This is a genomic window from Bradyrhizobium sp. (assembly GCF_016219575.1).
Lineage (GTDB): Bacteria > Pseudomonadota > Alphaproteobacteria > Rhizobiales > Xanthobacteraceae > Bradyrhizobium.
Map to the genome: position 1 here is coordinate 77,882 of NZ_JACRMG010000020.1, position 26,481 is coordinate 104,362.

The window sequence follows — 26,481 nt, forward strand, 5'->3', positions numbered from 1 at the left end:
CGAGAGCGTTCGACGTATCGGCAAGCATTCGAACTTGCTGTCAAGGAAGGAAACAACGAGCGCGTTGTGCAGCTGCTTCGGAAAAGCCACAGGGAAGGAGATCGCAGGGCAACTTATGCGCTGGCCACATGGTACATTCACGGCGTCGTTTTGAAGGCCGATCGGGCGAAGGCATTTCGTTTGCTGAAGATGAGCGCTGCAGCTGGCATAGCGGATGCCTCGTTCGACCTCGCGCGAAGCTATGAGGTTGGATACGGCACCAGGAAGTCGCCGGTGAAGGCCTTGGAGTGCTACATAGATTCGGCGTCGAAACATGACGTTGATGCGGCTCTTCAGGTGGTTCGCTGCGTTTTCTGGGGAATCGGTGCTCAAAGGTCTAAGAAGCTTGCATATCTCATTGAGGATCTCGTGAAGGGAAAAATCTCGTTTGCGCCGCGATGATGGTGACGGCGGTTCGCCTGAGACGACAAATTGAAAAGGGCTCGGTCGCCGCGTGGCGAGATCAGGTCTATGAGACGATGAGCGGGTGTTGAAGTGCTGATGGGCCAATCCGGGGACTGCGGTCAACCAAAGATGACCTGTTTTGACTAGTTGAGCTGGCTCCGAGCAGAGGACATGGTCCAATGCCTGTCGAATAAGACTGTTGCCAGGAGCGACATCGTCGCGCTTTCAACCCCATCGAAAGCTCCCGAGGAACTCCGGACCGCCGGAACTGGCCCAGCCCATGGCTGGGCGTTCCTTTTTGAGATTGTTGACTGTGACGACTACAGACTACAGTCCCATCATACGGGGCTAGCGCCGAACATACGCCACGATTCGAATTTCAGCGATTTCGGCCGCTCTCGCCCGAGTCTCGGGCTTGTGGCCGTTCAACGCCCATACCAGAGAGCATAAGAGCTGAGCCCGCTGCATTAATTGCCTCATGCGAAAGATTGGATGAGATATCGTAGGTTTGGTTGGTGTGGGGAAAGGCGGTAGCGCTCCCCCGCTACCAAAGCTGCGATTTGTCCGGCCCTCAGGGAACCTTGATCCCGGCACGCTCGATCACACGCGCATACCCTGCACGCTCCTTGGCAAGCGCATCGGCGTAGGCCGGGCCGGGCAGTTCGGTCTGCAGTACACCAAACTTTTCGAGTGCGGTGCGCACTTCGGGTATCTTGCCGACCGCGACAAGCTCTTCAATGAGCTTCTTCACGATGTCGGGCGGCATGTTGGCGGGGCCGACCCAGCCGAACGCCGGCATCAGTTCGAAGCCCGGCAGGGTCGCAGCTGTCGGCTCGATCTCCTTGGCGAGCGGATAGGGCCCGAGCGACGTGACCGAGACGGCACGCAGCGTGCCCGCTTTCACCTGCTCATACGCCACGGCGAAGTTGTCGCAGGCGAGCCGGATCTGACCACTGATCAGGTCCTGGATGCTGAGGTTTGATGCGCGGTAGGAAACTGCCGTCATCTTGACCCCCGCTGCGTCCTCCAGCATCACGCCGCAGATATGTTGGGTCGTGCCGGGGCCGGATGTCGCATACGGCGTATCCGGGTTCGCCTTCAACCAGGCGATCAGCTCGGCCATGGTCTTGGCCGGGACGGACGGGTTGACGATCCAGATGTTCGGTTGCGCCGCCATGCCATAGAGGTAAGTGAAGTCCTTCTCGACGTTGTAGGGAATCTTGTCCTTCATCAGTAACGGATTGATGGCGATTCCGCCGGAGGTTGCCACCGCGACGGTATAGCCGTCCGGCGCCGCGCGCGTCATCGCGTGGAGGCCGTTGACCCCGCCTGCACCGGCCCGGTTCTCGACCACGAACTGCTGGCCAAGCCGCTTCGTCAGTTGCTCGGCGAAAATGCGCGCCATGACGTCCGTGTTGCCGCCGGCGGCGAACGGCACGATGACCGTCACGGGCCGGGATGGCCACTTTTCTTGCGCCACCGCAGCGCCAGCAAGCAAGCCGAGCGTCACCGCCATCACGGCGAGCCTTGCGAGAATACGGGACGTCATTTCATCCTCCGGTCTCTGACGGATGGTACTGCAGGAAAGTCGGACAGATCGAGGATCGACCGAGCGTGGCGAACGATATTTTGCCGGACGCACGCATGTCAATGACGGGTCAGCATGGCTTGCCCGACGAATTCCGTTTTGCCAAATTGGCTTGTCAATTCCGCCAGCGGTCAGGTCACGGCGGACGAACTTGAGACAACGCAGGCCGTGCTGAAATCCTGAGGTCGGGGGTTCGAGTCCCTCCCCGCTACCAAGCCTGCGATCTCCCACGCCAAGGTGCGCCCCCCGCAACTTAGTGTATGATGGCAGCGCCCAAGGAGCGCTGAAGTACAGCAGTTTGTCGTCGGGAGATTTCGCGGAATGAGCGAGGATCGAAAGCCTCCATCGTTGATCGCATTCGTGCGCATATAAGAACTGGCTCATCAACTGAAGCACAGGGGTCTCATGGGCGGCATCAATCATCGCGAAAGCGTGCAATCGGCGGGCGAGATCGAAGACCGTCGTCTGATCGGCGAGTTGCTGCAGAATTGGGTCTTGTGGCGCGATGCGGGCGACTGGGAGCGCTTCCGCACGGTCTGGCACCCGGACGGGCGCATGATGGCGACCTGGACGCAGGGCACCGGCGACGAGTTCATCGCCATCAGCAAGGAAGGCTGGGCCAAGGGGGTCAGCATCCTGCACTTCCTGGGCGGAATCTCGATTGACCTGGCGGGTCACCGGGCGATCTCCCAGACCAAGATGACGATCTCGCAGCGGGCCGTCGTCGAAGGTGTCGAGGTGGACGTGCTCTGCACCGGGCGCTTCTACGACTTCCTCGAGAAGCGCGGCAATCGCTGGGGCATCGTGTTGCGCCAACCGATCTACGAGAAGGATCGCATGGACTTGGTGACGCCGGGGGCCGCGCCGACACTCGACCGCGCGTTGCTTGAGGCGTTTCCAGTTGGCTACCGTCACCTCGCCTATCTGCAGACCCGTATCGGCTACACCGTCAAGCGGGACATGCCCGGCCTCAAGGGGCCGGAGGTCGAGGCACTGTACGCCCGCGGAGCAGCTTGGCTCGCGGGCAAACCGCTCTGACGGTCGGACGCGCTCGGTCGCGGCAAATTGTCGTGGCAGCCGGATTTGTGCTGTATCAATGAGGCGCGGCCGGCAGGTGCTATTGAAGATCAGTTTCGAGGGCTCTGCGATGGCATTGGATCCTGACGTTCTGGACGTGCTGCGCGGCATCGTCGATCCGGAGATCGGCATCAACATTGTCGATCTCGGCCTCGTCTATCGTGCCGAGCGTGCGGACGACGTGATAGACGTCGACATGACCATGACGACGCGCGCCTGTCCGCTGGGAGAGATGATCCTGGAGGAGGCGAGGGCGGCGTTGTCGCAGCGCTTCCCCGGTGTGCGCAATGCAGTCCGTCTCGTGTGGGATCCGGCCTGGACGCCGGACATGATGACGCTGCAAGGGCGGGAATCGCTTGCGATGTGATCCCATGCGCGCCACACCGCCTTCCGCAACCCCGATCGATCCGGTGCCGCATGTGCAGGGACGGCCGGACTGGTGGTGGCTGAGGCTTGCTGCACTTGCCGTTGCGCCGGTTGCGCTCATCACCGGACTTGCCGGCGGCCTGTGGCGCCTGGGCTGGGATGTGCCCGATGGTGCGAGACTCGCCGCCCTGCATGGGCCGTTGATGATCTCCGGCCTGTTCGGAACGGTGATCGGTCTGGAGCGTGCGGTCGCGTTCGGAAAAGGTTTTGCCTATACAGCGCCGATCCTTTCCGGCCTCGGCACACTCGCGCTGCTGGCGGGGGCGCCGCCGTGGTTCGGCGCGACATTCTATCTGGCGGCCGCCGGCTTCCTCGCCATCGTGTCGGGCCTCATCGTGCGGGTGCAGCCCGCGGTCTTCACCGTCGTCCTCTTGCTCGGTGCGCTGTCGTGGGGGATCGGTAGTGCGTTGTGGCTCGCCGGCGAAGCGATTCCCGCGGTCGTTGGCTGGTGGCTCGCCTTCCTGGTACTGACGATCGGCGGCGAGCGGCTCGAGATGAGCCGGCTGTTGCCTCCGCGGCGCGGCAGCCAGGTCCTGTTTGTGATTTCCGTCGCGCTGATCGGCGCCGGCGCCTGCATCGGCTTCGCCGATGACACGGGTGGGCGCATCTACGGCCTCGGACTGCTCGCCTGCACGATCTGGCTGCTGCGCCACGACATCGCGCGCCGCAACATACGGATGAAGGGAGCGCCGCGATATTTCGCCATCTGCATGCTTGCGGGCTATGCATGGCTCGGCATTTCCGGCGGCCTCATGGTGGTTCTTCCGTCGTCCACCGCCGCGTTCCGCTACGACATGGTGCTTCACGCGGTGCTGATCGGCTTTGTGCTGTCGATGGTGTTCGGACATGCACTCATTATCCTGCCGGCGGTGATCCGGCTCAGGATCGGCTACAGCCCGCTGCTCTACGTGCCGCTCGCGATCCTGCACGGCTCGCTCGCGATGCGAATGGCCGGCGGCCTTGGCGAGTGGAGTCTCTCCCGGCAGTGGAGCGGCATCGCCACCGCGCTGGCGATCGTGACATTCGCGGCTGCGTTGATCCGCGGTGCGGCAGCGAGCCGTCGAAACATTGGCGGTGAACAGGCGGCGGCCCGTAAACCTGTGCCTTGAATTCGGTCAAGTGCCGACTTCCGCCTGTCTGATATGCATCCAGACAATAACAATTCAAATGCGGAGGGATCCCATGGGTGCATTGCAACGCTTTGCCGTAACCGCCGCTGTTGGCTGCATCGCACTGTTGAGTGCCGGCGATCGGGCATCGGCCCAGATCAAGATTGGCTCCGTCCTGTCGGTGACCGGGCCGGCATCCTTTCTCGGTGATCCCGAGAAGAGGACGCTGGAAATCTATGTCGACGAGATCAACGCCAAGGGCGGCGTGAACGGTCAGAAGCTGCAGCTGGTGGTCTACGATGACGCCGGCAGCGCCGACAACGCCCGCACCTTCGCCACCCGCCTTGTCGAGGAAGACAAGGTCGTCGCGATGGTCGGCGGCAGCACCACCGGCACCACCATGGCCATGGTGCAGATCTTCGAAGAGGCCAAGATTCCGTTCATCTCGCTCGCCGGCGCCATTCAGATCGTCGAGCCCGTCCGCAAATGGGTGTTCAAGACGCCGCACACCGACAAGATGGCCTGCGAAAAGATCTTCGGCGATCTCAAGCGGCGCAACCTGACGACGATAGCCCTGATTTCGGGTACGGACGCGTTCGGCAAGTCAATGCGCGATCAGTGCGTCGCGGTGGCGCCCAAGATGGGCATCACGGTCGCCATCGAGGAGAATTACGGGCCGCGTGACAGCGACATGACGCCGCAGCTCACTAACATCCGCAACAAGGCGGGTGTGCAGGCGGTGGTCAATCCGGGCTTCGGCCAGGGACCGGCGATCGTGACGCGCAACTACCGTCAGCTCGGAATCGCGCTGCCGCTGTACCAAAGCCATGGCGTGGCCTCGAAGCAGTTCATCGAACTTGCAGGTGCCGCGGCCGAGGGCGTGCGGCTGCCCGCGGCGGCGCTGCTGATCGCAGGCAAGCTCCCGGACAGCGACAAGCAGAAGCCCGTCGTCGAGAACTATTCGCGCACCTATCAGACGAAAGCCGGGCAGGCGGTCTCGACCTTCGGCGGTCATGCCTATGACGGCTTCATGATCCTGGTCGAGGCGATGCAGCGCGCCAAGAGTGCCGACCCTTCCAAGGTCCGCGATGAGATCGAGCGGACCAAGGGCTATGTCGGGACCGGCGGCATCGTCAACATGTCGGCGACCGATCACATGGGGCTCGATCTGTCGGCGTTCAAGATTCTCGAGATCAAGGGCGGCGACTGGACGCTGGTCCCCGATACCTGAGACCGAACAGCGGGCGGGCCTCGAGGGGCCCGCCCGCATTTCGTTGCTGCGGTTGAACCCAACCCGTACGAGGCCTTTCGAGCGATGGCCGAGTTGCTTCAATTCATCTCGTCGGGTTTGACCGTGGGCGCCATCTACGCACTGGTCGCTCTCGGCTTCACGCTGATCTACAAGGCGTCGGACATCATCAATTTCGCCCAGGGCGAGTTCGTCATGCTGGGCGGGATGACGACGGTGTTCGTGACGCTTGCCGGCGTGCCGCTGCCGCTCGCCGCGCTCATCGCCGTCGTCTCGACCACCGCCATAGGCGTGGCGCTGCATCGCTTTGCGATCGAGCCGGCGCGCGGGGCGAGCCCGGTCGCACTGATCATGATCACGATCGGCGCCTCCATTTTCCTGCGCGGTGTCGCCCAGATCGTGTTCGACCGGCGCTTCCACAGCCTGCCGCCGGTGTTCGGCGCCGATCCGATCCAGTTCGGCGGGGCGGCGATCCTGCCGCAAAGCCTTGTCGTGCTGGCCAGCGCGACCGTCATCGTGACCGTGCTCTGGCTGTTCATCGAGCGTACCCTGCTCGGCAAGGCCGTGATCGCGACCGCAGCCAACCGCCTCGCGGCGCGGCTCATCGGCATCGATACGCGGCGCGTCGTGGCGCTCTCGTTTGCGGTCTCTGCGGCGATCGGAGCAATCGCAGGCATTCTCATCACGCCGATCGCGCTGACCAGCTACGATGCAGGGACATTGCTGGCCCTGAAGGGGTTTGCGGCGGCGATGCTCGGCGGGATAGGCAGCGCCCCCGGGGCGGTGGTTGGCGGTCTTCTGATCGGGATGATGGAGGCATTCGCCGCCGGCTACATTTCCTCGAACTACAAGGACGCGGTCGCCTTCCTGATTATCCTCGCCGTCCTGCTTTCGATCCCGCAAGGCCTGTTCGGCCGCGCCAAAGTCGAACGGGTGTAGGTTGCGCGCGCTGCTCGATAACCGATTGATGCCGGCGATCGTGATTGCGGCATTGATCGCGATCCTGCCGCTGCTGTTTCCGTCGGCCTATTACTACCGCATCGGCGTGCTCGTCTTCGTGTTCGCGCTCGCGGTCGTGGGCCTCAATTTGCTGATGGGCTTTGCCGGCCCGGTCAGCCTCGGTCCCGCCGGCTTTCTCGGGATCGGCGCCTATTCGGTTGCCATTGGTCCCGTCCATCTCGGAATGCCGTCATGGCTCTGCCTGCTCGGCGGCGCGCTGCTCTCGGGCGCGATCGCCTTCCTGGTGGGCCGGCCGATCCTGAAGCTGAAGGGACACTATCTCGCCGTCGCGACGCTCGGGCTGGGATTGCTGCTGGCAATCGTTCTGACCAACGAGGCGCGCTGGACCGGCGGACCGGATGGAATGAGCGTTCCCCGGCTCGTGCTGTTCGGCTGGAGCGTGCGCGGGGCGACGACGTGGTACTGGATCGCAGGCGCGACATTCGTCGCCGGATTTGTGCTCGCGCTCAATCTGATGGACAGCCCGACCGGGCGCGCGCTGCAAGCCATTCACGACAGCGAGATCGCCGCACGCGTGCTCGGCATCGACGTGGCGCGCAAGAAGCTCGCAATCTTCGTCATCTCGGCGATTTACGCGTCGGTAGCGGGATCGTTTCTCGCGCTGTTCAACGGCTACATCACGCCGGACGCTGCAGGGTTCCTCCGTTCGATCGAACTGGTCGCCATGGTCGTGCTCGGCGGCATGGGATCGATCGTCGGCTCCCTGGTCGGCGCCATCGTGCTGGTCGTGCTGCCGCAGGTGCTTACCGTCTTTCACGACTACGAGCAGGCGCTGCTCGGGCTCATCGTGATGGTGTTCATGATCTTCCTGCGCCGCGGCATCGTGCCGTCGCTCGCCGTGGCATTGGCGGGGTGGCGCAAATGATGATCCTGGAGGCCGAGCGGCTTTCGGTCAGCTTCGGCGGCGTGCGGGCCGTCGATGAGGTCAGCATTGCCGTCGAAGCCGGCCAGGTGTTTTCAATCATCGGGCCGAACGGCTCCGGCAAGACTACGCTGTTCAACCTGGTGTCCGGCATCTACACGCCGAACCACGGCAGCATCCGCTTTGCCGGCGAGACCGTAACAGGCCTCGAGCCCGACCGCCTGGCGCGGCGCGGATTGTCGCGAACCTTCCAGAACCTGCAGATATTCCTGCGAATGTCGGTGCTGGAAAATGTCATGGTCGGCCACCACCGCCACGAAGACACGGGGATCCTCGCCGACCTGATGCATTGGCCGTCGGTCAGGCGGCAAAATGCGGCGACGCGGGAAGTGGCTCTGGCGGCACTCGCCCGCGTCGGGCTTGCCGATGACGCCGGACAGGCATCGGGCTCGCTGTCCTATGGCGCGCTCAAGCGTCTCGAGATCGCCCGTGCGCTCGCCAGCGACCCGAAACTGTTGCTGCTCGACGAGCCTGCCGCCGGCTGCAATCCGGTGGAAACCCAGGAGATCGATCGGGTCATCCGCTCCCTCGTCAGGGACGGGATTACGGTGATGCTGGTCGAGCACGACATGCGCCTGGTGATGAACATCTCCGACCGCGTTCATGTCCTTGCCAGGGGGCGGACGCTCGCCGAAGGCACGCCCGAGGAGGTGCGCTCCAACGCCGCGGTGATCGAGGCATATCTTGGCGATCACGGTGCAAAGGAGGCGGTTCGTGCTTTCGGTTGAAAACGTCCGGAGTGCATATGGCCGCATCGAGGTTCTCCACGGCGTGACGCTGCATGTCGACGCCGGGGAAATCGTGACGCTGATCGGCGCCAACGGCGCCGGCAAGACCACGCTGATGCATGCGGTCTCCGGCGTTCAGCCGATCACCGGCGGCACGATACGGTTCGAGGGCCGCTCGATTGAGCAATTGCCCGCGCACGCGCGGGTGGCGGCCGGCATCTCGCAAGTGCCGGAGGGCCGCCAGGTGTTCGACCCGCTGTCCGTGCAGGACAATCTCAGGCTCGGCGCCTGGTCGCGCCGCTCGCGCGATCTCAAGGCGGACCTTGCGCGCGTCCTTCAGCTGTTTCCGATGCTCGAAGCGTTCTGGGAAAAGCCGGCCGGCACGCTGTCGGGCGGGCAACAGCAAATGCTGGCGATCGGACGGGCCTTGATGGCGAAGCCGCGATTGTTGCTGCTCGACGAGCCGTCCATGGGCCTTGCGCCCAATCTGGTCGATCACGTGCTCGCCGTGGTCCGCTCGCTCAAGCACGAGGGCCTGACCATTCTGCTCGTCGAGCAGAATGCAGGCGCTGCCCTGGCGATCGCGGATCGCGCCTATGTGCTGGAAACAGGCAGGATAGCACTGAGCGGAAATGCCGGCGACGTTCATAACGATCAACGGGTCCGGGAGGCGTATCTGGGAATCTGAGCAAATGCGACCGGCCGTTGACATCGGTCAAGAAGATCAATTCGCAATATCAATCTAATTGGAAACCAACACATATCAATGCGAGGGAGAGCGGCGATGAAGGCGGACCTCCGTCCCGGGGTTTCACGAACCAGCCAGCTTAGCGTGGATCGTGACCGGAGCATCGGCTTCATGGGCGAGGATGGCCGCGTCTACGGTACGCCCTATCTGGTGCGCGATATCGAGCACGCCTGCCGCGACCTGTTGCTGGAGTACGGCGACGCCGGCGAGGATTCGGTCGGCACCGACATCGCCATCAAGCATGTCGCGCCGACCCTGCTCGGCATGAAGGTCGAGATCACGGTCACGGTCAGTGCGGTCGAGGGACGCAAGGTCTCGTTCGACGTGTCGGCCAAGGACGAGATCGAGGCCATCTGCAGCGGAACGCATGGCCGCTTCGTGGTCGACGTGGGCAAGACGATCGACCGTCTGAAGGCGAAGGCCGCCAAGCGGGCGGTCAAGGCGGGATAATCGCCATGCCGGGCACATCCGCACCAAGCAGGCCGAAGCATAGCGAGCGAACCGTCTCGACCTATTGCTACCAGTGCGTGGCCGGCCCGGACCTGTTGAAGGTACGCATCGAGGACAACGTCGCCACCGAGGTGACCCCGAACTTCGATGCGGCGACGATTCATCCGGCCGGCGGCAAGGTGTGCGTCAAGGCGTTCGGCCTGGTGCAGAAGGCGTACACGCCCAACCGCGTGCTGACGCCGATGAAGCGCACCAATCCGAAGAAGGGGCGCGGCGAGGATCCCGGCTTCGTGGCGATCTCGTGGGACGAGGCGCTCGATCTGGTCGCCGGAAAACTCAATGCGGCGCGCGCGGCCGGCCTGACCGACAAGGCCGGTTATCCGCGCGTGGCGGCGAGCTTTGGCGGCGGCGGCACGCCGACGGCCTATATGGGGACGCTGCCAGCGTTTCTCGGCGCGTGGGGCCCGGTCGACATGAGCTTCGGCTCGGGGCAGGGCGTGAAGTGCACGCATTCGGAACATCTCTACGGCGAGCTGTGGCACCGCGCTTTCACCGTCGCGCCTGATACGCCGCTGTGCGAATATGTGCTGTCATTCGGCGCCAATGTCGAGGCATCCGGCGGCGTTTGCGGCGTCAAGCGTCATGCCGATGCGCGCAACCGCGGCATGAAGCGGGTGCAGGTCGAGCCGCATCTGTCCGTGACCGGCGGTGCGTCGGCCGAATGGATTCCGATCAAGCCCAAGACCGACGTCGCGTTCCTGTTCGCCATGATCCACGTGCTGCTGCACGAGCATGCGCGCGACCGGCTCGACCTGCCGTTCCTGAAGAACGTCACCTCGTCGCCTTATTTGATCGGGCCGAATGGATATTTTCTGCGCAGCGCCGATACGCGCAAGCCGCTGATGTTCGATCTCGGCAGCGCCCGCGCCGTGCCATTCGATACCCCGGGCGCCGATCCGGCGCTCGAAGGCAGTTTCAAGGTCGATGGCGTCGAGGTCGGACCGGACAACGAGTTGTTCACGCATCGCGGCATCGAGGCGCGTCCGGCCTTCGCGCACCTTGTCGATCACGTGAGGTCGTATTCGCCGGAGTGGGCGAGCTGGATCTGCGACGTGCCGGCCGCCACCATCCGCCGGATCACGAACGAATTCCTCGACCACGCCCATGTCGGCGAGACCATCGAGATCGAGGGCGTCACCTTGCCCTACCGGCCGGTATCGATCTCGTTCGGCAAGACCGTCAACAATGGCTGGGGCGGCTATGAATGCTGCTGGGCGCGCACCCTGATTCCGTGCCTGCTCGGCGCGCTCGAAGTGCCGGGCGGCACGCTCGGCAGTACGGTGCGGCTCAATCGCCCGGCCGACAATCGCTGGTCGAGCATCAAGCCGGGGCCGGACGGATTCATGGACTATCCCATGAACCCGACCAGCAAGGAGGCATGGATATCGCGTCCCACCGCGCGCTCCGGTCATCGCACGCTGGTGCCGCTGGTTGCCAATTCCGCCTGGAGCCAGGCGCTGGGCCCGACCCATCTCGCCTGGATGCAGCAGAGCGAGGATTTCGAGCATTTCCCGCATGCATCGCCGCCCGACGTGTGGTTCGTCTACCGCACCAATCCCGTCATCTCGTTCTGGGACACCAAGCGGATCGGCGAGGCCGTCGCCAATTTCCCGTTCACGGTCTGCTTTACGCTGACGCGCGACGAGACCAATCACATGGCCGACGTGCTGCTGCCTGATTGCACCGACCTCGAAGGCCTGCAGCTGCTGCGGATCGGCGGCACCAAGTACATCGAGCAATTCTGGGACTACCAGGGTTTTGCGTTGCGCGATCCCGCCGTCACGCCGCAGGGCGAGGCGCGCGATTTCACGTGGATCGCAACCGAGCTGGCGCTCCGCTCCGGCATCCTCGAAGCCTACAATGCCGCGGTCAATCGCGGCGGCCATGGCGTCAAGCTGTCGGGCAAGAACTACGACTTCTCCCTCGATGTTTCTGTCCCGCATGGCGTCGAGGAGATATGGGATGCCACCTGCCGCGCCGCGAGCGCGGAGATCACGGACGGCCAGTCGAGCGACGGTCTCGCCTGGTTCCGCGAGCACGGTTTTCGCGTCGCGCCGTTTCCGCGCCTGATGTGGTACCTCTATCCGCGGCTGGTCGAGCAGGGCCTGCGCTTCGAGCAACCCTATCAGGAGCGGCTATTGCGCGTCGGCAAGGAGCTCGGCCGCCGCCTGCACGAGCAGGGCATCACCTGGTGGGACCGCCAGCTTGAGGAATATGAAGCCATCCCGCATTGGCGCGACCTCGGCAAATTGTGGGAAGACGCGCTCGCCAAGCACTTCAAGGTCGACATCTCGGACTATCCGTTCTGGCTGGTGACCTCGCGCAGCATGCAGTACTCGTGGGGCAACAATGTCGGCTTGCAGCTGATCAAGGAAGTTGCCGACAACGTCATCGGCCACGGCAGCGTGGTGATGAACGAGAGCGCCGCCGCAAGGCTCGGCATAGAGGACGGCGACCGCATCGAGGTGCGCTCGCCGCTCAATGCCACGGAAGGCCGCGTCGTGCTGCGGGAGGGCATCCGGCCCGATACGCTGCTGATCATCGGGCAGTTCGAGCACTGGGCGACGCCCTACGCCAAGGACTTCGATGCGCCCAGCATGAATCCGCTGGTGCCGATGCTGCTCGACCTCACCGATGCCACTGGTTCGGCGGCCGATCTCGTCAAGGTCAAGGTCACGAAGCTGCGGGGCGCGGCATGACCCGTTGGGCGATGATCGCCGATCTCGAGCGCTGCGTCGGTTGCCAGACCTGCACGGCGGCCTGCAAGCACACCAACGCGACGTCGCCGGCGGTGCAATGGCGCAAGGTGCTGGATATCGAGGCGGGCTCATATCCGGCAGTATCCCGCACCTATGTACCCGTCGGATGCCAGCATTGCGAGGATCCGCCCTGCATGAAGGTCTGCCCTTCGACGGCGACGCGCAAGCGTGCCGATGGCATCGTCACGATCGACTACGACATCTGCATCGGCTGCGCCTATTGCGACGTCGCCTGTCCCTATCAGGCGCGCTTCAAGGTCGATGCCGCAGACTTCGCCTATGGCGCAGGGCGACAGATGCAGCACGAGGCCGAGCGCGAGGATCCGGCACGGCTCGGCGTCGCGCAGAAATGCACGTTCTGCTCGGATCGCATCGACTTTGGCCTGGAAAACGGCCTGACCCCGGGCGTCGATCCGCGTGCGACGCCCGCCTGTGCCAACGCCTGCATCGCCAGCGCGTTGCACTTTGGCGATCTTGACGATCCCTCCAGCAATGTTTCGATGCTGCTGAGGCATCACAAGCATTTTCGCATGCATGAGGAAATCGGCACCGGGCCCGGTTTCTATTATCTCTACGAGCACGCGGGTTCGCCGGCCGCCGCTGAGGAACGCAGCGCCCGGACCACGCCGACGGCGCCGTCGCGCATTCGCTCCCGTGGCGTCGAGCCGTGGCACCAGAAGCATTGGGACTGGAAGGCGGCAGGCAATTTCCTGACCGGCGGAGTTGGCACCGGACTGTTCGCTGCTGCAGCCTTCGCGGCGGCGACCGTCGGCCCGTCACCCTTGCTCGGGCTGCTCGCCATGGTCCTTGTCGGCCTCGGCCTCCTCTTGGTGATGATGAAGATCGGCCGCCCCTTGCGGGCGGCGTCGGTGCTGCGTCAGCCGCAATACTCATGGATGTCGCGCGAGGCGTGGGTCGCCATGGTCTTCTTTCCGCTGGCGCTCGCCGCCGTGTGGACCGGCATGACGGTGCTGTGGCTCGCGGCAGCCGCGCTTGCGCTCCTGTTCCTGTTTTGCCAGGGCATGATCCTGCGCGAGGCAAAGGGCATCCCCGCCTGGCGTGCGCAGCCCATCGTGCCGCTGATCGTCGCCACCGGCCTGACCGAAGGGGCGGGCGCGTTCCTTGTCGCGTGCACGGTGCTGCCGGCGCTTGCGCCGTTGACGCGCGGTGCGGCCGTCGCCGTCGTCGCGCTCGCCGCCGTCCGCGCACTAGCTTGGGTCACCTATCGTGGTGCGCTTACGCGCGACGGCGCGCCCACCAAGGCGCTTGCCGTGCTCGATGACTACAGGCCGTGGCTGCTGATCGGCGGACTCGCAGTTCCCGCCGTCGGCGTCATCGCCGCCATGCTGGCGCAAAGCCTGGTGGAGCCGCTGTTCGTCCTCGCCGGCGTGGCGGCCGCGGCGGCCGGGCTGGGTTTCAAATTCCTGCTCATCACCCGCGCCGGCTACAACCAGGGTTTTGCGCTGCCGCACACGCCCGTGCGAGGTACCGGTCATGCTGGTCCGGCGGTCAAGCCGGGGTGGATCCTGCCATCCGAGGGGCTCCGGCAAGGCGGTCCATAACGAAGCAAACGGGAGATCACGCCATGACCAGACAAAGCGCACTGCGCGAGCCCGAAATCTTCATGTTCGACCACGCCGCCGAGACCATGTCGCGCGATGCGCTCGCGGGCCTGCAGCTCAAGCGGCTGAAACGCACGCTGGAGCACGCCTATGCCAATGTTCCGCACTACCGGCGCGCGTTCGATGCGGCCGGCGTGAAGCCCGAGAGCCTCATGTCTCTCGGCGACATCGTCCGCTTTCCCTTCACGCTCAAGACCGATCTGCGGGACAATTATCCCTTCGGAATGTTCGCCGTCCCGCGCCAGCAGGTGACGCGGTTGCATGCTTCTTCCGGGACGACGGGAAGGCCGACCGTGGTTGGCTACACCGGCGGCGACCTCGAGCGCTGGGCGGGTCTGATGGCCCGATCGCTCGGTTGCGCCGGAGCCGGGCCCGGCGACGTCATACACAACGCGTACGGCTATGGCCTGTTCACCGGCGGCCTCGGCGCGCATTACGGCGCGGAACGGCTCGGCTGCACCGTGGTTCCGATGTCCGGCGGCGGCACCGAGCGGCAGGTCCAGCTGCTCAACGATTTCGGCGCGAATATCCTCTGCGCCACGCCGTCCTATGCGCTGAACATTGCCGAGGTGGCGGAAGCGGCGGGGATCGACTTGCGGCGATCGCCGCTGCGCTGCGGCGTGTTCGGCGCGGAGCCCTGGAGCGAGGCGCTGCGCCAGGATCTGCAGCAGCGGCTGGGCATCAAGGCCGTCGACATCTACGGCCTGTCGGAAATCATGGGCCCGGGCGTTGCCTGCGAATGCCATGTCGCGCAGTCGGGACTGCATGGATGGGAAGACCATTTCCTGTTCGAGGTGATCGACCCCGAGACACTGGCGCCCCGGCGGTTCGGCGAGGCGGGCGAGCTCGTCATCACCACGCTCACCAAGGAAGCGCTGCCGATGATCCGCTACCGGACGCGCGACATCACGCGCCTGGACGATACGCCTTGCGCCTGCGGCCGCACCCATCTGCGCATCATGCGCGTCACCGGGCGCGACGACGACATGCTCATCATCCGCGGGGTCAACGTCTACCCGTCGCAGGTCGAGGCCGTGCTGGTCGGCTTTGCCGGGCTTTCACCGCACTACCAGATCGTGCTCACGCGCGCCGGCGCACTCGATGCCATGACGGTGGAGGTGGAGCTGGCGCCGGGCGCGCCGGACGACGATGACGCCCGCAAACGCAAGGGCGCGGAGGTGCGTCATCACATCAAGTCGATGATCGGCGTGACCTGCGACATCGCGGTGAAGCGGCAAGGCGAAGTGCCGCGCTCGCAGGGCAAGGCGGTGCGGGTGAAGGACGAGCGAAAGGCGCCGAAGTGAATGGGCGCCGCGTTCACTCCGGCGACGCCGGCGGATCGGGATCGTCGGCCCAGGAATCCGCGGGCTTCGGATAGCGGCGCAGCAGCCGGTGCACCAGATTGACGTGCTCGGCTTCCTCCTCGACCAGTTCCTCCGCCAGCGCCTTCACCTTGGGATCGGTTGCCGTCTCCACGATCCGGGCGAAATAGGCCAGCGCACGCTCCTCGCCGGCGAGCGAGAGCTGCAGGGCGTGCCAGGGCGTCATCAGGTAATGCGCGGCATCGAGCTCGGCTTCCTCCGGGCTTCCCATTCGGCCGAACCGCGCCATCTCGCGGGCGTGGCTGACGACATCGAAACTGCCTGCGAGGCGGCGGATTTCCTCGCCATGAATGCCCTCGGCGCGGGCGAGATCGCGGAAGATCTTCACCAGTTCCGGGTTGTTGTGCGTTTCCATCTGGTCGGCCAGCAGATTGTAGCGCTCGACCGCATCGCTCTCGATCTGGTAGGCCACGGCCAGGAGGTCGTTCAGGCCGGAGATTTTCGGCTGGCCGGATGACTTGCTCATAGCTCGAAATCCTTCTCCAGCTCCGTCAGGTCGACGTCGCGGGCTCCGACCGCAGGCTGGAACGGCGGGCGATTGCCGCGGTAGAGGATGCCGAGATTGAAGCCGTCATCCGTCATGAGCCGGCGCGCTGCCTTGCCCTGGTCGCTGGTCGCCGGGACCGAGGCCGGGCGTACCAGCTCCTTCCATTCCTTCTCATCGGGACGGAAGGTCACGCAGGGGCTGAGGATCTCGACGAAGGAAAACCCGGGATGCCGGATCGCTTCCGCCAGCACGTCGGCGGTCTCGTTCGGGTCGCCGGAGAAGCAGCGGGCGATGAAGTTTGCGCCCGAGGCAAGCGCGACGACGAGCGGGTGGAATGGCGCGACGCCAGTGCCGCCGGGCGTCAGCGCGGTATCGAATTCCGGCTCCGTGGTCGGGGAGGGTTGCCCCTTGGTCATGCCGTAGATGCGATTGTCCATCACCACATAGGTCATGTCGATGTTCCGGCGGCAGGCATGCAGGAAGTGATTGCCGCCGATCGAGTAGCCGTCGCCGTCGCCGCTGGCGACAACGACCGTCAGATCCGGCCGCGTCACCTTTAGTCCGGCGGCGAGTGCCAGCGAGCGTCCATGCACGCCATGGAAGCCGTAGCAGTTCGTATAGGCGGGAATGCGCGACGAGCAGCCGATGCCGGACACCACCGCGATGCTTTCGGACGGTAGGCCCAGTTGCGCAAATGCGCGCGTGAACGACATCAATACGTGATAATCGCCGCAGCCGGGGCACCAGATCGGCTTCAGGTCCGATTTGTAATCGGCGGGCTTGCAGGCGAGGCGCGTGGTGAGGCCTGACATCGTCAACTCCAATCGATGATGGCGCGATGAATTTCGCCCGCCGTGATCGGCAGCGGTCCCGGTCGATGGAAGGCACGAACCGGCGCCGGCAGGTCGTGGTGGGCGCGCAGATAGCGGTGGAACTGGCCGCCATGCGTCTGTTCGACGACCAGGATCCGCCTGACGCCTTCCAGCGCGGCGGCCAGCCGTTCCGGCTGCACCGGCGCTAGCAGGCGCGGCGCGATCATGCGGACGTTGACGCCGTCGGCGGCCGCGCGGGCTGCCGCTTCCCGCGCAGCGCCGGTGAGCGAGCCCCAGGTGATGATGGCGAGATCGCCGCTGCCTTCGATGCTTGCCCAATGGTCGCCGAAATTGAAGCGATCGAGCTTGTCGCGCCGCTTGTCGAGCTGCGCGAGATGGTCTCCGGCGCCGCTGGTCGGGATGCCAAGCTCAGTATGGGTCAGTCCGTCGGCGGTATATTGACCGCCCGGCATGCCCGGAAGCGCCATGGCCGAGACGCCGCCGGGCGCCAGCGCATAGCGCTTGTAGCTGCCGGAAATGTTGGCGGCGACCGACCGGGCGCCGATGAACGCCACGTCGGCGGGGCGCTCGATCGCGGCGCGGGACTGTCCCATGAACTGGTCCGACAGCACGATGGCCGGTGTCTGCAGCGCTTCGGCGAGAAAAGTGGCCCATTGTGTCGTGAACAGGCTGTCGCTGACCGACTGCGGCGCCAGCACGAGATGCGGCGCGTCGCCGTGCAGGCCATAGATGGCGATATTCAGATCGGTCTGCTCGGACTTGGTGGGAATGCCGGTGGAAGGCCCGCCGCGCATCACGTCGATGACCACGATCGGAATCTCGGCGGCGGTGGCAAGCCCAATGGCCTCGATCATCAGGGAGAGTCCGGGACCGGACGTGGCCGTCAAAGCCGGCGTGCCGCCATAGGACGAGCCGATGATCATGTTGATCGCCGCCAGTTCATCCTCGGCCTGCAGCAGGATGCCGCCCACCTTGGTGAGGTTCGGCGAAAGCCATTCGAGGATTTCCGTCGCCGGCGTAATCGGGTAGGCGGCGGCAAACCGGACGCCGCCGCGAATGGCGCCGAGCGCGGCGGCCTCGTTACCGGAGAGCAGCCATCTGCGGGCCTCGCTCGGAACCGGCTTGGCAAGCTCCGCCTCGAACCCGATACCGGCGGCCGCCTCGAAGCCGGCCTTGATTCCGGCGCGGCTGGCCTCGATGGCGGCAGTTCCCTTGTCGCCGAGCTGCTTTGCGATCAGCGCGAACACCTGCTCGGTGGTGAATCCCAGGAGCCGGCTGGCGATGCCGAGTGCGATCATGTTGGGCCGCCCGCCGGAAATCGACTTGGCGATTTCCTTCATCTCGACTTCGACGACGCGGGCGCCGGATTGGGTCACCATCGGCGGCGGTTCGCCGCCGCGCGGATCGCTGATCACCAGGGTCTGCGGTCCGGCCTTGATTTCATTGCCGAAACGGTGCGCGTTGAGCCAGTCGATGCCGATGATGAGGTCGAACTGGTCCGGCAGGCACTCGACCGGGTGCACCGCCAGTCGCAGCAGACCTGCCGCTTCGCCGCCGCGGATCTGGGGGCCGAGGGTGCGTGTGAACAGCCCGTGCCATCCGGCCGCGCAGGCTACTTCCAGCAGGAAATTCACCGTGGTCAGGGCGCCGGCGCCGCCGCTGCCGACGATCGCGATCGAGATGCTGGGCGAAGCCGCCATGGCGATTGCCTCCTGATCCGGGTCTTTTTCGCTCCAATATGTATTTAAGTACTAGAATACGTTTTTTTGCCCTGCCTTGACGTCAGTCAAGGCACCCCGGGGGTGACTGGTCAAAGAATGACAAAAAACCGGCACCTCCCGAACGACGGGACCGAAGCCGCCAAACCGGAGGAATGTCGTATGAGCGCCAAGCCAGTTCGCTGGGTGATGACGGGCACCGGCAAGCCTCTCGTCCCGGCCGAATTCGAACTCGCCATCCCTGCCGCCGACGAGGTGGTGGTCGAAATCGCCGGCTGCGGCGTCTGCCACACCGATCTCGGCTATTATTATGACGGCGTGCGCACCAAGCACGCGCTGCCGCTGGCGCTCGGGCACGAAATCAGCGGCCGCGTCATCGAGGCCGGCGCGGACGCGCTCTGGTACATCGACAAGGCGGTGATCGTTCCCGCGGTGATCCCGTGCGGCAAATGTGACGCCTGTCGCCGCGGCAAGGCGACGATCTGCCCGAACCAGAAGATGCCGGGCAACGACATCCATGGCGGCTTCGCCACCCACATCACCGTTCCCGCGCACGGACTTTGCGTCGTCGATGAACGGCGCCTCGCAGCGGTCGGCATCGAACTGGCCGATCTTTCCGTCATCGCCGACGCGGTGACCACGCCTTACCAGGCGGTCGTGCAGGCCGGCGTCAAGAAGGGCGACCTCGTCATCGTCAACGGCGTTGGTGGCGTCGGCGGCTATGCCGCCCAGATCGCGGCTGCGCTCGGCGGCGTCGTCATCGCGCTCGACGTCAACGAGGACAAGCTCGCCGCCATTGCCGGTCCCGGTATCGCGCTGACGCTCAATGCCAGGCAGATGACGCCGCGCGACATCAAGGCGACGATCCAGGAATTCGCGAAGCGGCACAACCTGCCGCAGACCGAGTGGATCATCTTCGAATGCTCCGGCACGCGCGCCGGCCAGGAAACTGCGTTCAGCCTGATCAATCACGGCGCGACGCTGGCCGTGGTCGGGTTCACGATGGACAAGGTGGAGATCCGGCTCTCCAACCTTATGGCGTTCCACGCGCGGGCGATCGGCAATTGGGGTTGCCCGCCCGACATGTATCCGGCGGCGCTCGAGCTCGTCATGGACGGCCGCGTCAAGGTCGGCCAGTTCGTCGAGAAGCATCCGCTCAAAGAGATCAATCAGGTGTTCGAGGCGGCTCATGCCGGCGCGCTGAAGCGCCGGGCCGTACTCGTTCCCGAACAGTGAGGACCAGCCCATGACCGCCACTGCCGCCCGAGCCATCGCCCCGCGGGACAGCGAAGCCAAGGACCACAACCTCGTCTCCGACGCGGTGCGCGAAACCATTTCCAGGAGCGTGCATTACGAGAAGCGGCCGGTGAAGGGCATCGACGGCAAGCCGGTGCCCGGACTGTTCAACGCCTGGATCACGCTCGACAACCAGAACCAGTTCAACTCCTACACCACGGACATGGTGAAGGCGACGATCCTGGCGTTTCGCGCCGCGAGCGCCGCGCGCGATGTGGTGGCCGTGGTCTTCACCGGTGCCGGCGACAAGGCGTTCTGCACCGGCGGCAACACCAAGGAATATGCCGAGTACTACGCCGGCAATCCCCAGGAGTACCGGGGCTATATGCGGCTGTTCAACGACATGGTCTCGGCCATCATCGGTTGCGACAAGCCGGTGGTCTGCCGCGTCAACGGCATGCGGATCGGCGGCGGCCAGGAGATCGGCATGGCCTGCGATTTCTCGATAGCGCAGGACCTCGCCCGCTTCGGCCAGGCCGGACCCAAGCACGGCTCGGCGCCGATCGGCGGCGCGACCGACTTCCTTCCCTACATGATCGGCTGCGAGCAGGCGATGGTTTCCGGCCTGCTCTGCGAGCCGTTCTCGGCGCACAAGGCCTATCGCCTCGGCATCGTCAGCGAGATCGTGCCCGCCCTGAAGGTCGACGGGAAGTTCGTCGCCAATCCCTCGGTCTGCACCGACCGGTTCCTCGACGAAAATGGCCGCATCATCCACGGCGAGTTCAAGACGGGTGCGGCAGCCGCCGAAGGGCAGGCTCTGCTGAAGCGCGGCACCGTCGATCTCAGCCTGCTCGACGAACGGGTCGAGGCGCTCTGCACCAAGCTTCTCTACACGTTCCCGGAATGCACCACCAAGACGGTCGAGGAACTGCGCAAGCCGAAGCTCAACGCCTGGAACGCCAACAAGGAGAATGCGCGCGACTGGCTGGCGCTGAATATGATGACCGAAGCGCGCGCCGGCTTCCGCGCCTTCAATGAAGGCACGCGCGAGACCGGCAGGGAGATCGATTTCGTGGCGCTGCGCCAGGCGCTCGCCGCCAATTCGCCCTGGACGAACGAACTGACCGAAAGCATCCAGCCGCGGGCGAGGGCATAGACGTGACCGAGCCGCTGAAGATCTGGTCGGAGGCAGAAGGCCGCTTGCTGCGGCTGCGGCTCAGCCGGCCCAAGGCCAATCTCATCGACGCCGCGATGATCGCGGCGCTCGATGCGGCGTTGGCGCGCCACGGCGGCGACGGCCAGCTCGGCGCGGTGCTGCTCGACGCCGAAGGGCCGCATTTCAGCTTCGGCGCCAGCGTCGAGGAGCACATGCCCGGGCAATGCGCCGCGATGCTGGCCGGGCTGCACAGCCTGGTGCTGCGGATGATCGAATTCCCGGTGCCGCTGCTGGTTGCGGTACGCGGGCAATGCCTGGGCGGCGGGCTGGAAGTCGCGCTCGCCGGCCATCTGATGTTCGTGGCGCCCGATGCCGCGCTTGGTCAGCCCGAGATGAAGCTCGGCGTGTTCGCGCCGGCCGCGAGCTGCCTGTTGCCGGAACTGATCGGGCCGCTGCGCGCGCTCGATCTCCTGGCGTCCGGCCGCAGCATCACCGGCACCGAGGCCGCCGCAATGGGCATTGCCAACGAGGCGGCCGCCGATCCGGAGCGCACCGCACTCGCCTATTTCGAGGAGCATCTCGGGCCGAAGAGCGCGAGCTCGCTGCGCTACGCGGTCAAGGCCGCGCGGCTCGACTATGTCGCGCGCGTCAGGGACAAGCTCCGGACCGTTGAAGGGCTTTATCTCGACGAGTTGATGGCCACCCACGATGCCGTGGCTGGTCTTGAGGCATTCATCGCAAAGAGGCCGCCGCAATGGCAACATCGCTGAACCCACAGGCTACGGCCGACATCGTCGCCCGCGCCAACGCGCTGTTCGAGGATCTCTCCTTCGGCACGGCCCGCGCATGGAAGGAGGCCGTTCCCGGCCGCAAGGTGGTCGGCTACATGCCGATCTACGTGCCGCGCGAGCTGATTCATGCCGCGGACATGCTGCCGCTCGGCATTGTCGGCGGCGGCGACCAGCTCGAGGTGATCCACGGCGACGCCTATTACCAGAGCTACATTTGCCGGATCCCGCGCTCGACCATCGAGCTCGGCGTGTCGGGCCGGCTGGATTTCGTCGACGGCATGCTGTTCCCGTCGATCTGCGACGTGATCCGCAATCTGTCGGGCATGTGGAAGCTGATGTTTCCGAAAGTGTATTCGCGGTACTTCGACGTGCCGCAGAACTACCGTGACGACATCGGCGGCAATTTCTACATCAATGAGCTGGCCGAGCTCAGGCACGATCTCGGCGAGCTCCGCGGCAAGCCGATCACCGACGACGAGCTGCGCAGTTCGATCGCGGTCTATAACGACAATCGCAGGCTGATCCGCGAGCTCTACGCGCTGCGTGCCGAGCGGCCCTGGCAGGCGCCGGCCGCCGAGGTCTATCTGATGGTGCGCGCCGGCCTCCTGCTTCCGGTCGAGGAGCATAGCGCCCTGCTGCGCCACTATCTTGCCGCCGCGCGGGCGGAGGAGCGGCCGATGCGCGACAATTGCCGCGTCGTGCTCACCGGCATGTTCTGCGAGCAGCCGCCGCTCAATCTCATCAAGTCGCTGGAGCTGTCCGGCTGCTACGTGGTGGACGACGATCTCTTGCTGGTCACCCGCTGGCTGACCGGCGATGTCGAGATCGAGGGCGACCCGCTGCGCAACCTTTCCAGCGCCTTCCTGCACCATTCCGAATCGACGGCGGCCAAGTATGAGCCGAACCAGAAGGAGAAGGGGCAGCATCTCGTTCGCGCGGTCAAGCGCACCGCGGCGGAAGGCGTGATCTTCGCGGCCCCGAGCTTCTGCGATCCCGCGCTGCTCGAACGGCCGATGCTGCAGCACGTGCTCAAGGAAGCCGGCATTCCCTACATCGCGTTCAAGTACGCCGAGAACTCCGGCCAGATGCAGCCGATCAGGGAGCAGGCCGGCACATTCGCAGATTCGATCAAACTATGGAGCGCAGCATGACGACGGTGAAGGTGGCGACGCCGAAGGCGGCGGCAAGAGCGCCGGCAAAGGAGGTGATCAAGGACGCCTCCATGCTGAAGCAGAAGGAGATGATGGCTGCGCATTACGATCGCCTGACCAGCGCGCCGGAGACCGGCGCCAAGGTGGCGGCAACCTTCGTCCCCGGCAATCTCAACGAACTGGTCATGTGCTTCGACCTGCTGAACAACCTGCCGGAGGTCAACGCCATTCAGAACGGCCTGCGCCGCGTCAGCGGCAGCTACGTGCTGGAGGCGGAGAAGATCGGTCATTCCGAGGACGTCTGTACCTATGTGAAGTCCGACATCGGGATGATGGCCAAGGGCAACATCGCGCCCAACGGCAAGAAGTTTCCCAATCCGGACGTACTGCTGCTCTCCTATACCGGCTGCTTCACTTTCATGAAGTGGTTCGAGCTGCTGCGCGAGCAGTACAAGTGCGAAACCATCATGCTGCACACGCCCTATATGGGCGACGGCAAGATCACCAAGGGCATGATCGACTACATGGTGAAGCAGCTCCGCGAGGAGGTGATTCCGACGCTCGAACGCGTCTCCGGCGTCAAGTTCGATATCGACCGGCTGCGCGAGAACCTGAAGAGATCCAGCAAGGCCGAGGACGATCTGGTGCGCGTGCTGCAGAGCGCCAAGGCCAAGCCGTCGCCGATCGACGCCTATTTCGGCGGCATCTACTACATCGGGCCGATCTTCGGCGCATTCCGCGGCACCCAGGATGCGATCGACTATTACCGCTTCCTGCGCGAGGAAGTCGAGGACCGCCTCGCCAAGGGTCAGGGCCCGGTCACGCCCGATGGCGACATGGGCAAGGAGAAGTACCGGCTCGTCGTCGAAGGACCGCCCAACTACACCAGCTTCCGCCAGTTCTGGAAGATGTTCTACGACGAAGGCGCGGTCGTCGTTGCCTCCAGTTACACCAAGGTCGGCGGCGTCTACGATTTCGGCTTCCGCCACGACCCGAGCAAGCCGCTGGAGACGCTGGCCGAATACTGCCTCGGCGTTTACACCAACCGAAGCCTGCCGATGCGTATCGACATGCTGGTGAACTACATCAACGAATACGAGGCGGACGGGCTTCTGATCAACTCGATCAAGAGCTGCAACAGCTTCTCGGCGGGGCAGCTCCTGATGATGCGCGAGGTCGAGAAGCGCACCGGCAAGCCGGCGGCGTTCGTCGAATCCGACCTGGTGGATCCCCGCTACTTCTCGGCGGCGAACATCAAGAACCGCTTGGAGAGCTACTTCCAGATGATCGACCAGAAGCGTTCAGGCGCCAACGCGGCGGCTTGAGGAGGAATGCATGAAGACGTTCGTCGGCATCGATCTTGGTTCGACAACGACCAAGGCCGTCCTCCTCGATGAGGACCGCAATCCCATCGGCCACGGCATCACCAATTCGCGCTCCAACTACGCTACCGCAGCGCGGGTGGCGAGCCAGGAGGCGCGCGTCGACGGGCAATTCACGCTGTTCCGGCGGGCGCTTGGCGACGCCAACGGCGTGATCGAGCTCGACAGCTTCCTCGGTTCGCTGGAGCGGGCCTTTCGGCTCGAACAGTTCCTCGAGCAGCTCGACGACCTCGAGCAGACCTGCATCGGCCAGATCCAGGGCGAGCGCTTCGCCAAGGTCGGGTCCGGCGTCAAGAGCTCGCTCGGCGAAGTGTTCCAGCGGCTGCGCAAGGAGGCGCCGGAACTATACGCGCCCGGCGCCAAGCGCAAGTCGGATTTCTTCCGCGATATCGCGGGATCGCGCTACCACAACCACGCCGAGGAGGTGGCCCGCGAGGCGGGCCTTCCCTACGACCTGCTGCTCAACGTCTACGACAAGTCGATCATCGAGGTCGAGAACCGGCCTCCCGCGGGCGAGCTCAGCGAAAAATTCCGCCGCGCGCTCGGGCGCGTGCTGCAGAGCGAGCCTTCGGTCAAATCGGCGGCGGCCGACATCCAGAAGATGATCGAAAAGGCGCTCGCGGTCGAGCTGGAGGAAACTTATCTCGTCGGCACCGGCTATGGCCGCGTGACGCTGCCGTTCTCCAAGGAGCACATCCGCTCGGAAATCCTGTGCCACGGCCTCGGCGCCCATCTGATGTATCCGAAGACGCGCACTGTTCTCGACATCGGCGGCCAGGACACCAAGGGCATTCAGATCGACACGGCGGGCATCGTCGAGAATTTCCAGATGAATGACCGTTGCGCGGCCGGATGCGGCCGCTATCTCGGCTATATCGCCGACGAGATGAACATGGGCCTGCACGAGCTGGGCCCGATGGCGATGCAGTCGGACAAGCCAGCACGCATCAACTCGACCTGCACGGTGTTCGCCGGCGCCGAACTGCGCGACCGGCTGTCGCTCGGCGAGAAGCGCGAGGACATCCTGGCCGGATTGCACCGGGCCATCATCCTGCGCGCGATCTCGATCATTTCGCGTTCGGGCGGCATCACCAACGAATTCACCTTCACCGGCGGGGTCGCCAAGAACGAGGCCGCGGTGCGCGAGTTGCGCAAGGTGATCAAGGAGAACTACGGCGACGTCGTCATCAACATCAATCCGGACTCGATCTATACCGGCGCGCTCGGCGCGGCGGAGTTCGCGCGCCGGGCACATTTCGGCCAGGCGGACGGGAGCGAGCAATGACCATCGCGGCGGGGATCGATATCGGCACCAGCACCATCAAGGCGACCCTGTTCAAGGTCGAGAACGGGGAGGAGACCTGGCTGTCGCGCTACATCATGCGCATCCGCCAGCGCGACCCGCTGGAGCTGGCGCGCGTCGCCTATGATGCCGTGCTGGCAGACGCGAACATGCGCCCCGAGGACGTCGATTACGTCGCGACCACGGGCGAGGGAGAGAGCGTGCCGTTTCACACCGGCCACTTCTACTCGATGACGACCCACGCGCGCGGCGCCATCTATCTCAATCCGGACTCGCGGGCCGCGCTCGACATCGGCGCGCTGCACGGCCGTGCGATCCTGATCGACGAGCGCGGCAAGGTCTTGAGCTACAAGATGACGAGCCAGTGCGCATCGGGTTCGGGACAGTTCCTGGAGAACATCGCCCGCTATCTCGGCATTGCGCAGGAAGAGATCGGATCGCTGTCCTGCCAGGGCGAGACGCCTGAAGTGGTCAGCAGCATTTGCGCCGTGCTGGCGGAGACCGACGTGATCAACATGGTGTCGCGCGGAATCTCGACGCCCAACATTTTGAAGGGCATCCATCTTTCGATGGCGGCGCGGCTGACGAAGCTGCTGAAGTCGATCGGTGCGCGCGAGGGCGCCGTCATGGTGACCGGAGGTCTCGCGCTCGACAGCGGGCTGATTGCCGCGATCGAGGAGGATCTCTCGCACATCAAGGACATGAAGATCGCCGTGCGCAGCCATGACGATTCGATCTATGCCGGCGCGATCGGGGCCGCTCTCTGGGGGGCTTTCCGCTTCGAGAAGCTCGCGGCGGCCAACCGCGTGTCCAGGGCCGCATGAGGATAGGGAGAAATTG

Annotated in this window: 24 protein-coding genes and 1 tRNA gene; 21 read left to right on the forward strand and 4 right to left on the reverse strand. The window is 64.8% G+C overall.

All coding sequences use genetic code 11. The features are described 5' to 3' along the window. The first annotated feature begins 66 nt into the window (after positions 1-66). On the forward strand, positions 67-441 hold the full coding sequence (locus HZB49_RS17260) for a hypothetical protein (protein ID WP_291613472.1): 375 nt from the start codon (positions 67-69) through the stop codon (positions 439-441). 574 nt (positions 442-1,015) lie between these two features. On the opposite strand, the gene HZB49_RS17265 is transcribed toward HZB49_RS17260, so the two are convergent. Beyond that, positions 1,016-1,960 carry a tripartite tricarboxylate transporter substrate binding protein gene (locus tag HZB49_RS17265; protein WP_291613474.1) on the reverse strand — a complete coding sequence of 315 codons (945 nt, stop codon included), beginning with the start codon at positions 1,958-1,960 and terminating at the stop codon, positions 1,016-1,018. A gap of 198 nt (positions 1,961-2,158) precedes the next feature. Between HZB49_RS17265 and HZB49_RS17270 the strand changes: the two genes are divergently transcribed. The 13 genes from HZB49_RS17270 (at position 2,159) to HZB49_RS17330 (ending at position 15,506) form a co-directional block, all read left to right on the forward strand. Further along, positions 2,159-2,246, forward strand: a tRNA-OTHER gene (locus HZB49_RS17270). Positions 2,247-2,437: 191 nt separating this feature from the next. Continuing rightward, positions 2,438-3,070 (forward strand): nuclear transport factor 2 family protein, encoded by a 633-nt coding sequence (locus HZB49_RS17275; protein WP_291613475.1) that lies wholly within the window; start codon positions 2,438-2,440, stop codon positions 3,068-3,070. 109 nt (positions 3,071-3,179) lie between these two features. Beyond that, a complete protein-coding gene (locus HZB49_RS17280; RefSeq protein WP_291613477.1) occupies positions 3,180-3,476 on the forward strand; it encodes a metal-sulfur cluster assembly factor in 297 nt (98 codons plus the stop codon). Positions 3,477-3,480: 4 nt separating this feature from the next. Then, positions 3,481-4,644 (forward strand): hypothetical protein, encoded by a 1,164-nt coding sequence (locus tag HZB49_RS17285; RefSeq protein ID WP_291613479.1) that lies wholly within the window; start codon positions 3,481-3,483, stop codon positions 4,642-4,644. A gap of 73 nt (positions 4,645-4,717) precedes the next feature. Then, positions 4,718-5,875: an ABC transporter substrate-binding protein gene (locus HZB49_RS17290; protein WP_291613481.1), complete on the forward strand. Its 1,158-nt coding sequence runs from the start codon at positions 4,718-4,720 to the stop codon at positions 5,873-5,875. 84 nt (positions 5,876-5,959) lie between these two features. After that, positions 5,960-6,832 carry a branched-chain amino acid ABC transporter permease gene (locus HZB49_RS17295; protein ID WP_291613482.1) on the forward strand — a complete coding sequence of 291 codons (873 nt, stop codon included), beginning with the start codon at positions 5,960-5,962 and terminating at the stop codon, positions 6,830-6,832. Positions 6,833-6,860: 28 nt separating this feature from the next. Beyond that, positions 6,861-7,778 carry a branched-chain amino acid ABC transporter permease gene (locus tag HZB49_RS17300; protein WP_291613483.1) on the forward strand — a complete coding sequence of 306 codons (918 nt, stop codon included), beginning with the start codon at positions 6,861-6,863 and terminating at the stop codon, positions 7,776-7,778. Next, a complete protein-coding gene (locus HZB49_RS17305; RefSeq protein WP_291613484.1) occupies positions 7,775-8,563 on the forward strand; it encodes an ABC transporter ATP-binding protein in 789 nt (262 codons plus the stop codon). The genes HZB49_RS17300 and HZB49_RS17305 overlap by 4 nt, the downstream gene beginning before the upstream one ends. Continuing rightward, entirely contained in the window at positions 8,550-9,251 is a 702-nt protein-coding gene (locus tag HZB49_RS17310; RefSeq protein WP_291613485.1) for an ABC transporter ATP-binding protein, read from the forward strand. Before HZB49_RS17305 ends, HZB49_RS17310 begins: the two co-directional genes overlap by 14 nt. Before the next feature lie 96 nt (positions 9,252-9,347). Further along, complete coding sequence (locus HZB49_RS17315; RefSeq protein WP_291613487.1) at positions 9,348-9,761, forward strand: hotdog domain-containing protein; 414 nt, start codon at positions 9,348-9,350, stop codon at positions 9,759-9,761. Between the two features lie 5 nt (positions 9,762-9,766). After that, complete coding sequence (locus HZB49_RS17320) at positions 9,767-12,520, forward strand: molybdopterin-dependent oxidoreductase (protein WP_291613489.1); 2,754 nt, start codon at positions 9,767-9,769, stop codon at positions 12,518-12,520. Further along, on the forward strand, positions 12,517-14,142 hold the full coding sequence (locus HZB49_RS17325) for a 4Fe-4S dicluster domain-containing protein (protein WP_291613491.1): 1,626 nt from the start codon (positions 12,517-12,519) through the stop codon (positions 14,140-14,142). The genes HZB49_RS17320 and HZB49_RS17325 overlap by 4 nt, the downstream gene beginning before the upstream one ends. A gap of 23 nt (positions 14,143-14,165) precedes the next feature. After that, complete coding sequence (locus HZB49_RS17330) at positions 14,166-15,506, forward strand: phenylacetate--CoA ligase (RefSeq protein ID WP_291613493.1); 1,341 nt, start codon at positions 14,166-14,168, stop codon at positions 15,504-15,506. Positions 15,507-15,519: 13 nt separating this feature from the next. Here the strand turns inward: HZB49_RS17330 and HZB49_RS17335 are convergent, their stop codons facing one another. Genes HZB49_RS17335 through HZB49_RS17345 form a run of 3 tightly spaced genes read right to left on the reverse strand, consistent with a single transcriptional unit; the run spans position 15,520 to position 18,604 of the window. Further along, positions 15,520-16,050: a ferritin family protein gene (locus HZB49_RS17335; RefSeq protein ID WP_291613495.1), complete on the reverse strand. Its 531-nt coding sequence runs from the start codon at positions 16,048-16,050 to the stop codon at positions 15,520-15,522. Further along, the gene (locus HZB49_RS17340) at positions 16,047-16,883 is read right to left on the reverse strand and encodes a 2-oxoacid:ferredoxin oxidoreductase subunit beta (RefSeq protein WP_291613497.1); all 837 of its coding nucleotides are present in this window, start codon (positions 16,881-16,883) and stop codon (positions 16,047-16,049) included. Before HZB49_RS17340 ends, HZB49_RS17335 begins: the two co-directional genes overlap by 4 nt. 2 nt (positions 16,884-16,885) lie before the next feature. Further along, entirely contained in the window at positions 16,886-18,604 is a 1,719-nt protein-coding gene (locus HZB49_RS17345) for a 2-oxoacid:acceptor oxidoreductase subunit alpha (protein ID WP_291613499.1), read from the reverse strand. 180 nt (positions 18,605-18,784) lie between these two features. Between HZB49_RS17345 and had the strand changes: the two genes are divergently transcribed. The 7 genes from had to bcrD are packed head-to-tail and all read left to right on the forward strand — an operon-like array spanning position 18,785 to position 26,465. Further along, complete coding sequence (gene had, locus HZB49_RS17350; RefSeq protein ID WP_291613501.1) at positions 18,785-19,858, forward strand: 6-hydroxycyclohex-1-ene-1-carbonyl-CoA dehydrogenase; 1,074 nt, start codon at positions 18,785-18,787, stop codon at positions 19,856-19,858. Positions 19,859-19,868: 10 nt separating this feature from the next. Then, the gene (oah, locus tag HZB49_RS17355; RefSeq protein WP_291613503.1) at positions 19,869-21,014 is read left to right on the forward strand and encodes a 6-oxocyclohex-1-ene-1-carbonyl-CoA hydratase; all 1,146 of its coding nucleotides are present in this window, start codon (positions 19,869-19,871) and stop codon (positions 21,012-21,014) included. A 2-nt stretch (positions 21,015-21,016) separates the two neighbouring features. Further along, positions 21,017-21,784: a cyclohexa-1,5-dienecarbonyl-CoA hydratase gene (locus HZB49_RS17360; protein ID WP_291613505.1), complete on the forward strand. Its 768-nt coding sequence runs from the start codon at positions 21,017-21,019 to the stop codon at positions 21,782-21,784. Beyond that, positions 21,769-22,956, forward strand: a complete 1,188-nt coding sequence (gene bcrC, locus HZB49_RS17365) for a benzoyl-CoA reductase subunit C (protein WP_291613506.1) — start codon at positions 21,769-21,771, stop codon at positions 22,954-22,956. Before HZB49_RS17360 ends, bcrC begins: the two co-directional genes overlap by 16 nt. Continuing rightward, complete coding sequence (bcrB, locus tag HZB49_RS17370) at positions 22,953-24,281, forward strand: benzoyl-CoA reductase subunit B (RefSeq protein WP_291613508.1); 1,329 nt, start codon at positions 22,953-22,955, stop codon at positions 24,279-24,281. Before bcrC ends, bcrB begins: the two co-directional genes overlap by 4 nt. A gap of 10 nt (positions 24,282-24,291) precedes the next feature. Beyond that, positions 24,292-25,623, forward strand: a complete 1,332-nt coding sequence (bcrA, locus tag HZB49_RS17375) for a benzoyl-CoA reductase subunit A (RefSeq protein ID WP_291613510.1) — start codon at positions 24,292-24,294, stop codon at positions 25,621-25,623. Beyond that, complete coding sequence (gene bcrD / locus HZB49_RS17380; RefSeq protein WP_291613511.1) at positions 25,620-26,465, forward strand: benzoyl-CoA reductase subunit D; 846 nt, start codon at positions 25,620-25,622, stop codon at positions 26,463-26,465. The genes bcrA and bcrD overlap by 4 nt, the downstream gene beginning before the upstream one ends. The last annotated feature ends 16 nt before the right edge of the window (positions 26,466-26,481 follow it).

Bases quoted from the DNA above. Each gene is read 5' to 3' on its own strand.
- HZB49_RS17265 (WP_291613474.1), bottom strand. From the start codon at position 1,960: ATGGCGGTGACGCTCGGCTTGCTTGCTGGCGCTGCGGTGGCGCAAGAA.
- HZB49_RS17275 (WP_291613475.1), top strand. From the start codon at position 2,438: ATGGGCGGCATCAATCATCGCGAAAGCGTGCAATCGGCGGGCGAGATC.
- HZB49_RS17280 (WP_291613477.1), top strand. From the start codon at position 3,180: ATGGCATTGGATCCTGACGTTCTGGACGTGCTGCGCGGCATCGTCGAT.
- HZB49_RS17285 (WP_291613479.1), top strand. From the start codon at position 3,481: ATGCGCGCCACACCGCCTTCCGCAACCCCGATCGATCCGGTGCCGCAT.
- HZB49_RS17290 (WP_291613481.1), top strand. From the start codon at position 4,718: ATGGGTGCATTGCAACGCTTTGCCGTAACCGCCGCTGTTGGCTGCATC.
- HZB49_RS17295 (WP_291613482.1), top strand. From the start codon at position 5,960: ATGGCCGAGTTGCTTCAATTCATCTCGTCGGGTTTGACCGTGGGCGCC.
- HZB49_RS17300 (WP_291613483.1), top strand. From the start codon at position 6,861: ATGCCGGCGATCGTGATTGCGGCATTGATCGCGATCCTGCCGCTGCTG.
- HZB49_RS17305 (WP_291613484.1), top strand. From the start codon at position 7,775: ATGATGATCCTGGAGGCCGAGCGGCTTTCGGTCAGCTTCGGCGGCGTG.
- HZB49_RS17315 (WP_291613487.1), top strand. From the start codon at position 9,348: ATGAAGGCGGACCTCCGTCCCGGGGTTTCACGAACCAGCCAGCTTAGC.
- HZB49_RS17320 (WP_291613489.1), top strand. From the start codon at position 9,767: ATGCCGGGCACATCCGCACCAAGCAGGCCGAAGCATAGCGAGCGAACC.
- HZB49_RS17325 (WP_291613491.1), top strand. From the start codon at position 12,517: ATGACCCGTTGGGCGATGATCGCCGATCTCGAGCGCTGCGTCGGTTGC.
- HZB49_RS17330 (WP_291613493.1), top strand. From the start codon at position 14,166: ATGACCAGACAAAGCGCACTGCGCGAGCCCGAAATCTTCATGTTCGAC.
- HZB49_RS17335 (WP_291613495.1), bottom strand. From the start codon at position 16,050: ATGAGCAAGTCATCCGGCCAGCCGAAAATCTCCGGCCTGAACGACCTC.
- HZB49_RS17340 (WP_291613497.1), bottom strand. From the start codon at position 16,883: ATGTCAGGCCTCACCACGCGCCTCGCCTGCAAGCCCGCCGATTACAAA.
- HZB49_RS17345 (WP_291613499.1), bottom strand. From the start codon at position 18,604: ATGGCGGCTTCGCCCAGCATCTCGATCGCGATCGTCGGCAGCGGCGGC.
- had (WP_291613501.1), top strand. From the start codon at position 18,785: ATGAGCGCCAAGCCAGTTCGCTGGGTGATGACGGGCACCGGCAAGCCT.
- oah (WP_291613503.1), top strand. From the start codon at position 19,869: ATGACCGCCACTGCCGCCCGAGCCATCGCCCCGCGGGACAGCGAAGCC.
- bcrC (WP_291613506.1), top strand. From the start codon at position 21,769: ATGGCAACATCGCTGAACCCACAGGCTACGGCCGACATCGTCGCCCGC.
- bcrB (WP_291613508.1), top strand. From the start codon at position 22,953: ATGACGACGGTGAAGGTGGCGACGCCGAAGGCGGCGGCAAGAGCGCCG.
- bcrA (WP_291613510.1), top strand. From the start codon at position 24,292: ATGAAGACGTTCGTCGGCATCGATCTTGGTTCGACAACGACCAAGGCC.
- bcrD (WP_291613511.1), top strand. From the start codon at position 25,620: ATGACCATCGCGGCGGGGATCGATATCGGCACCAGCACCATCAAGGCG.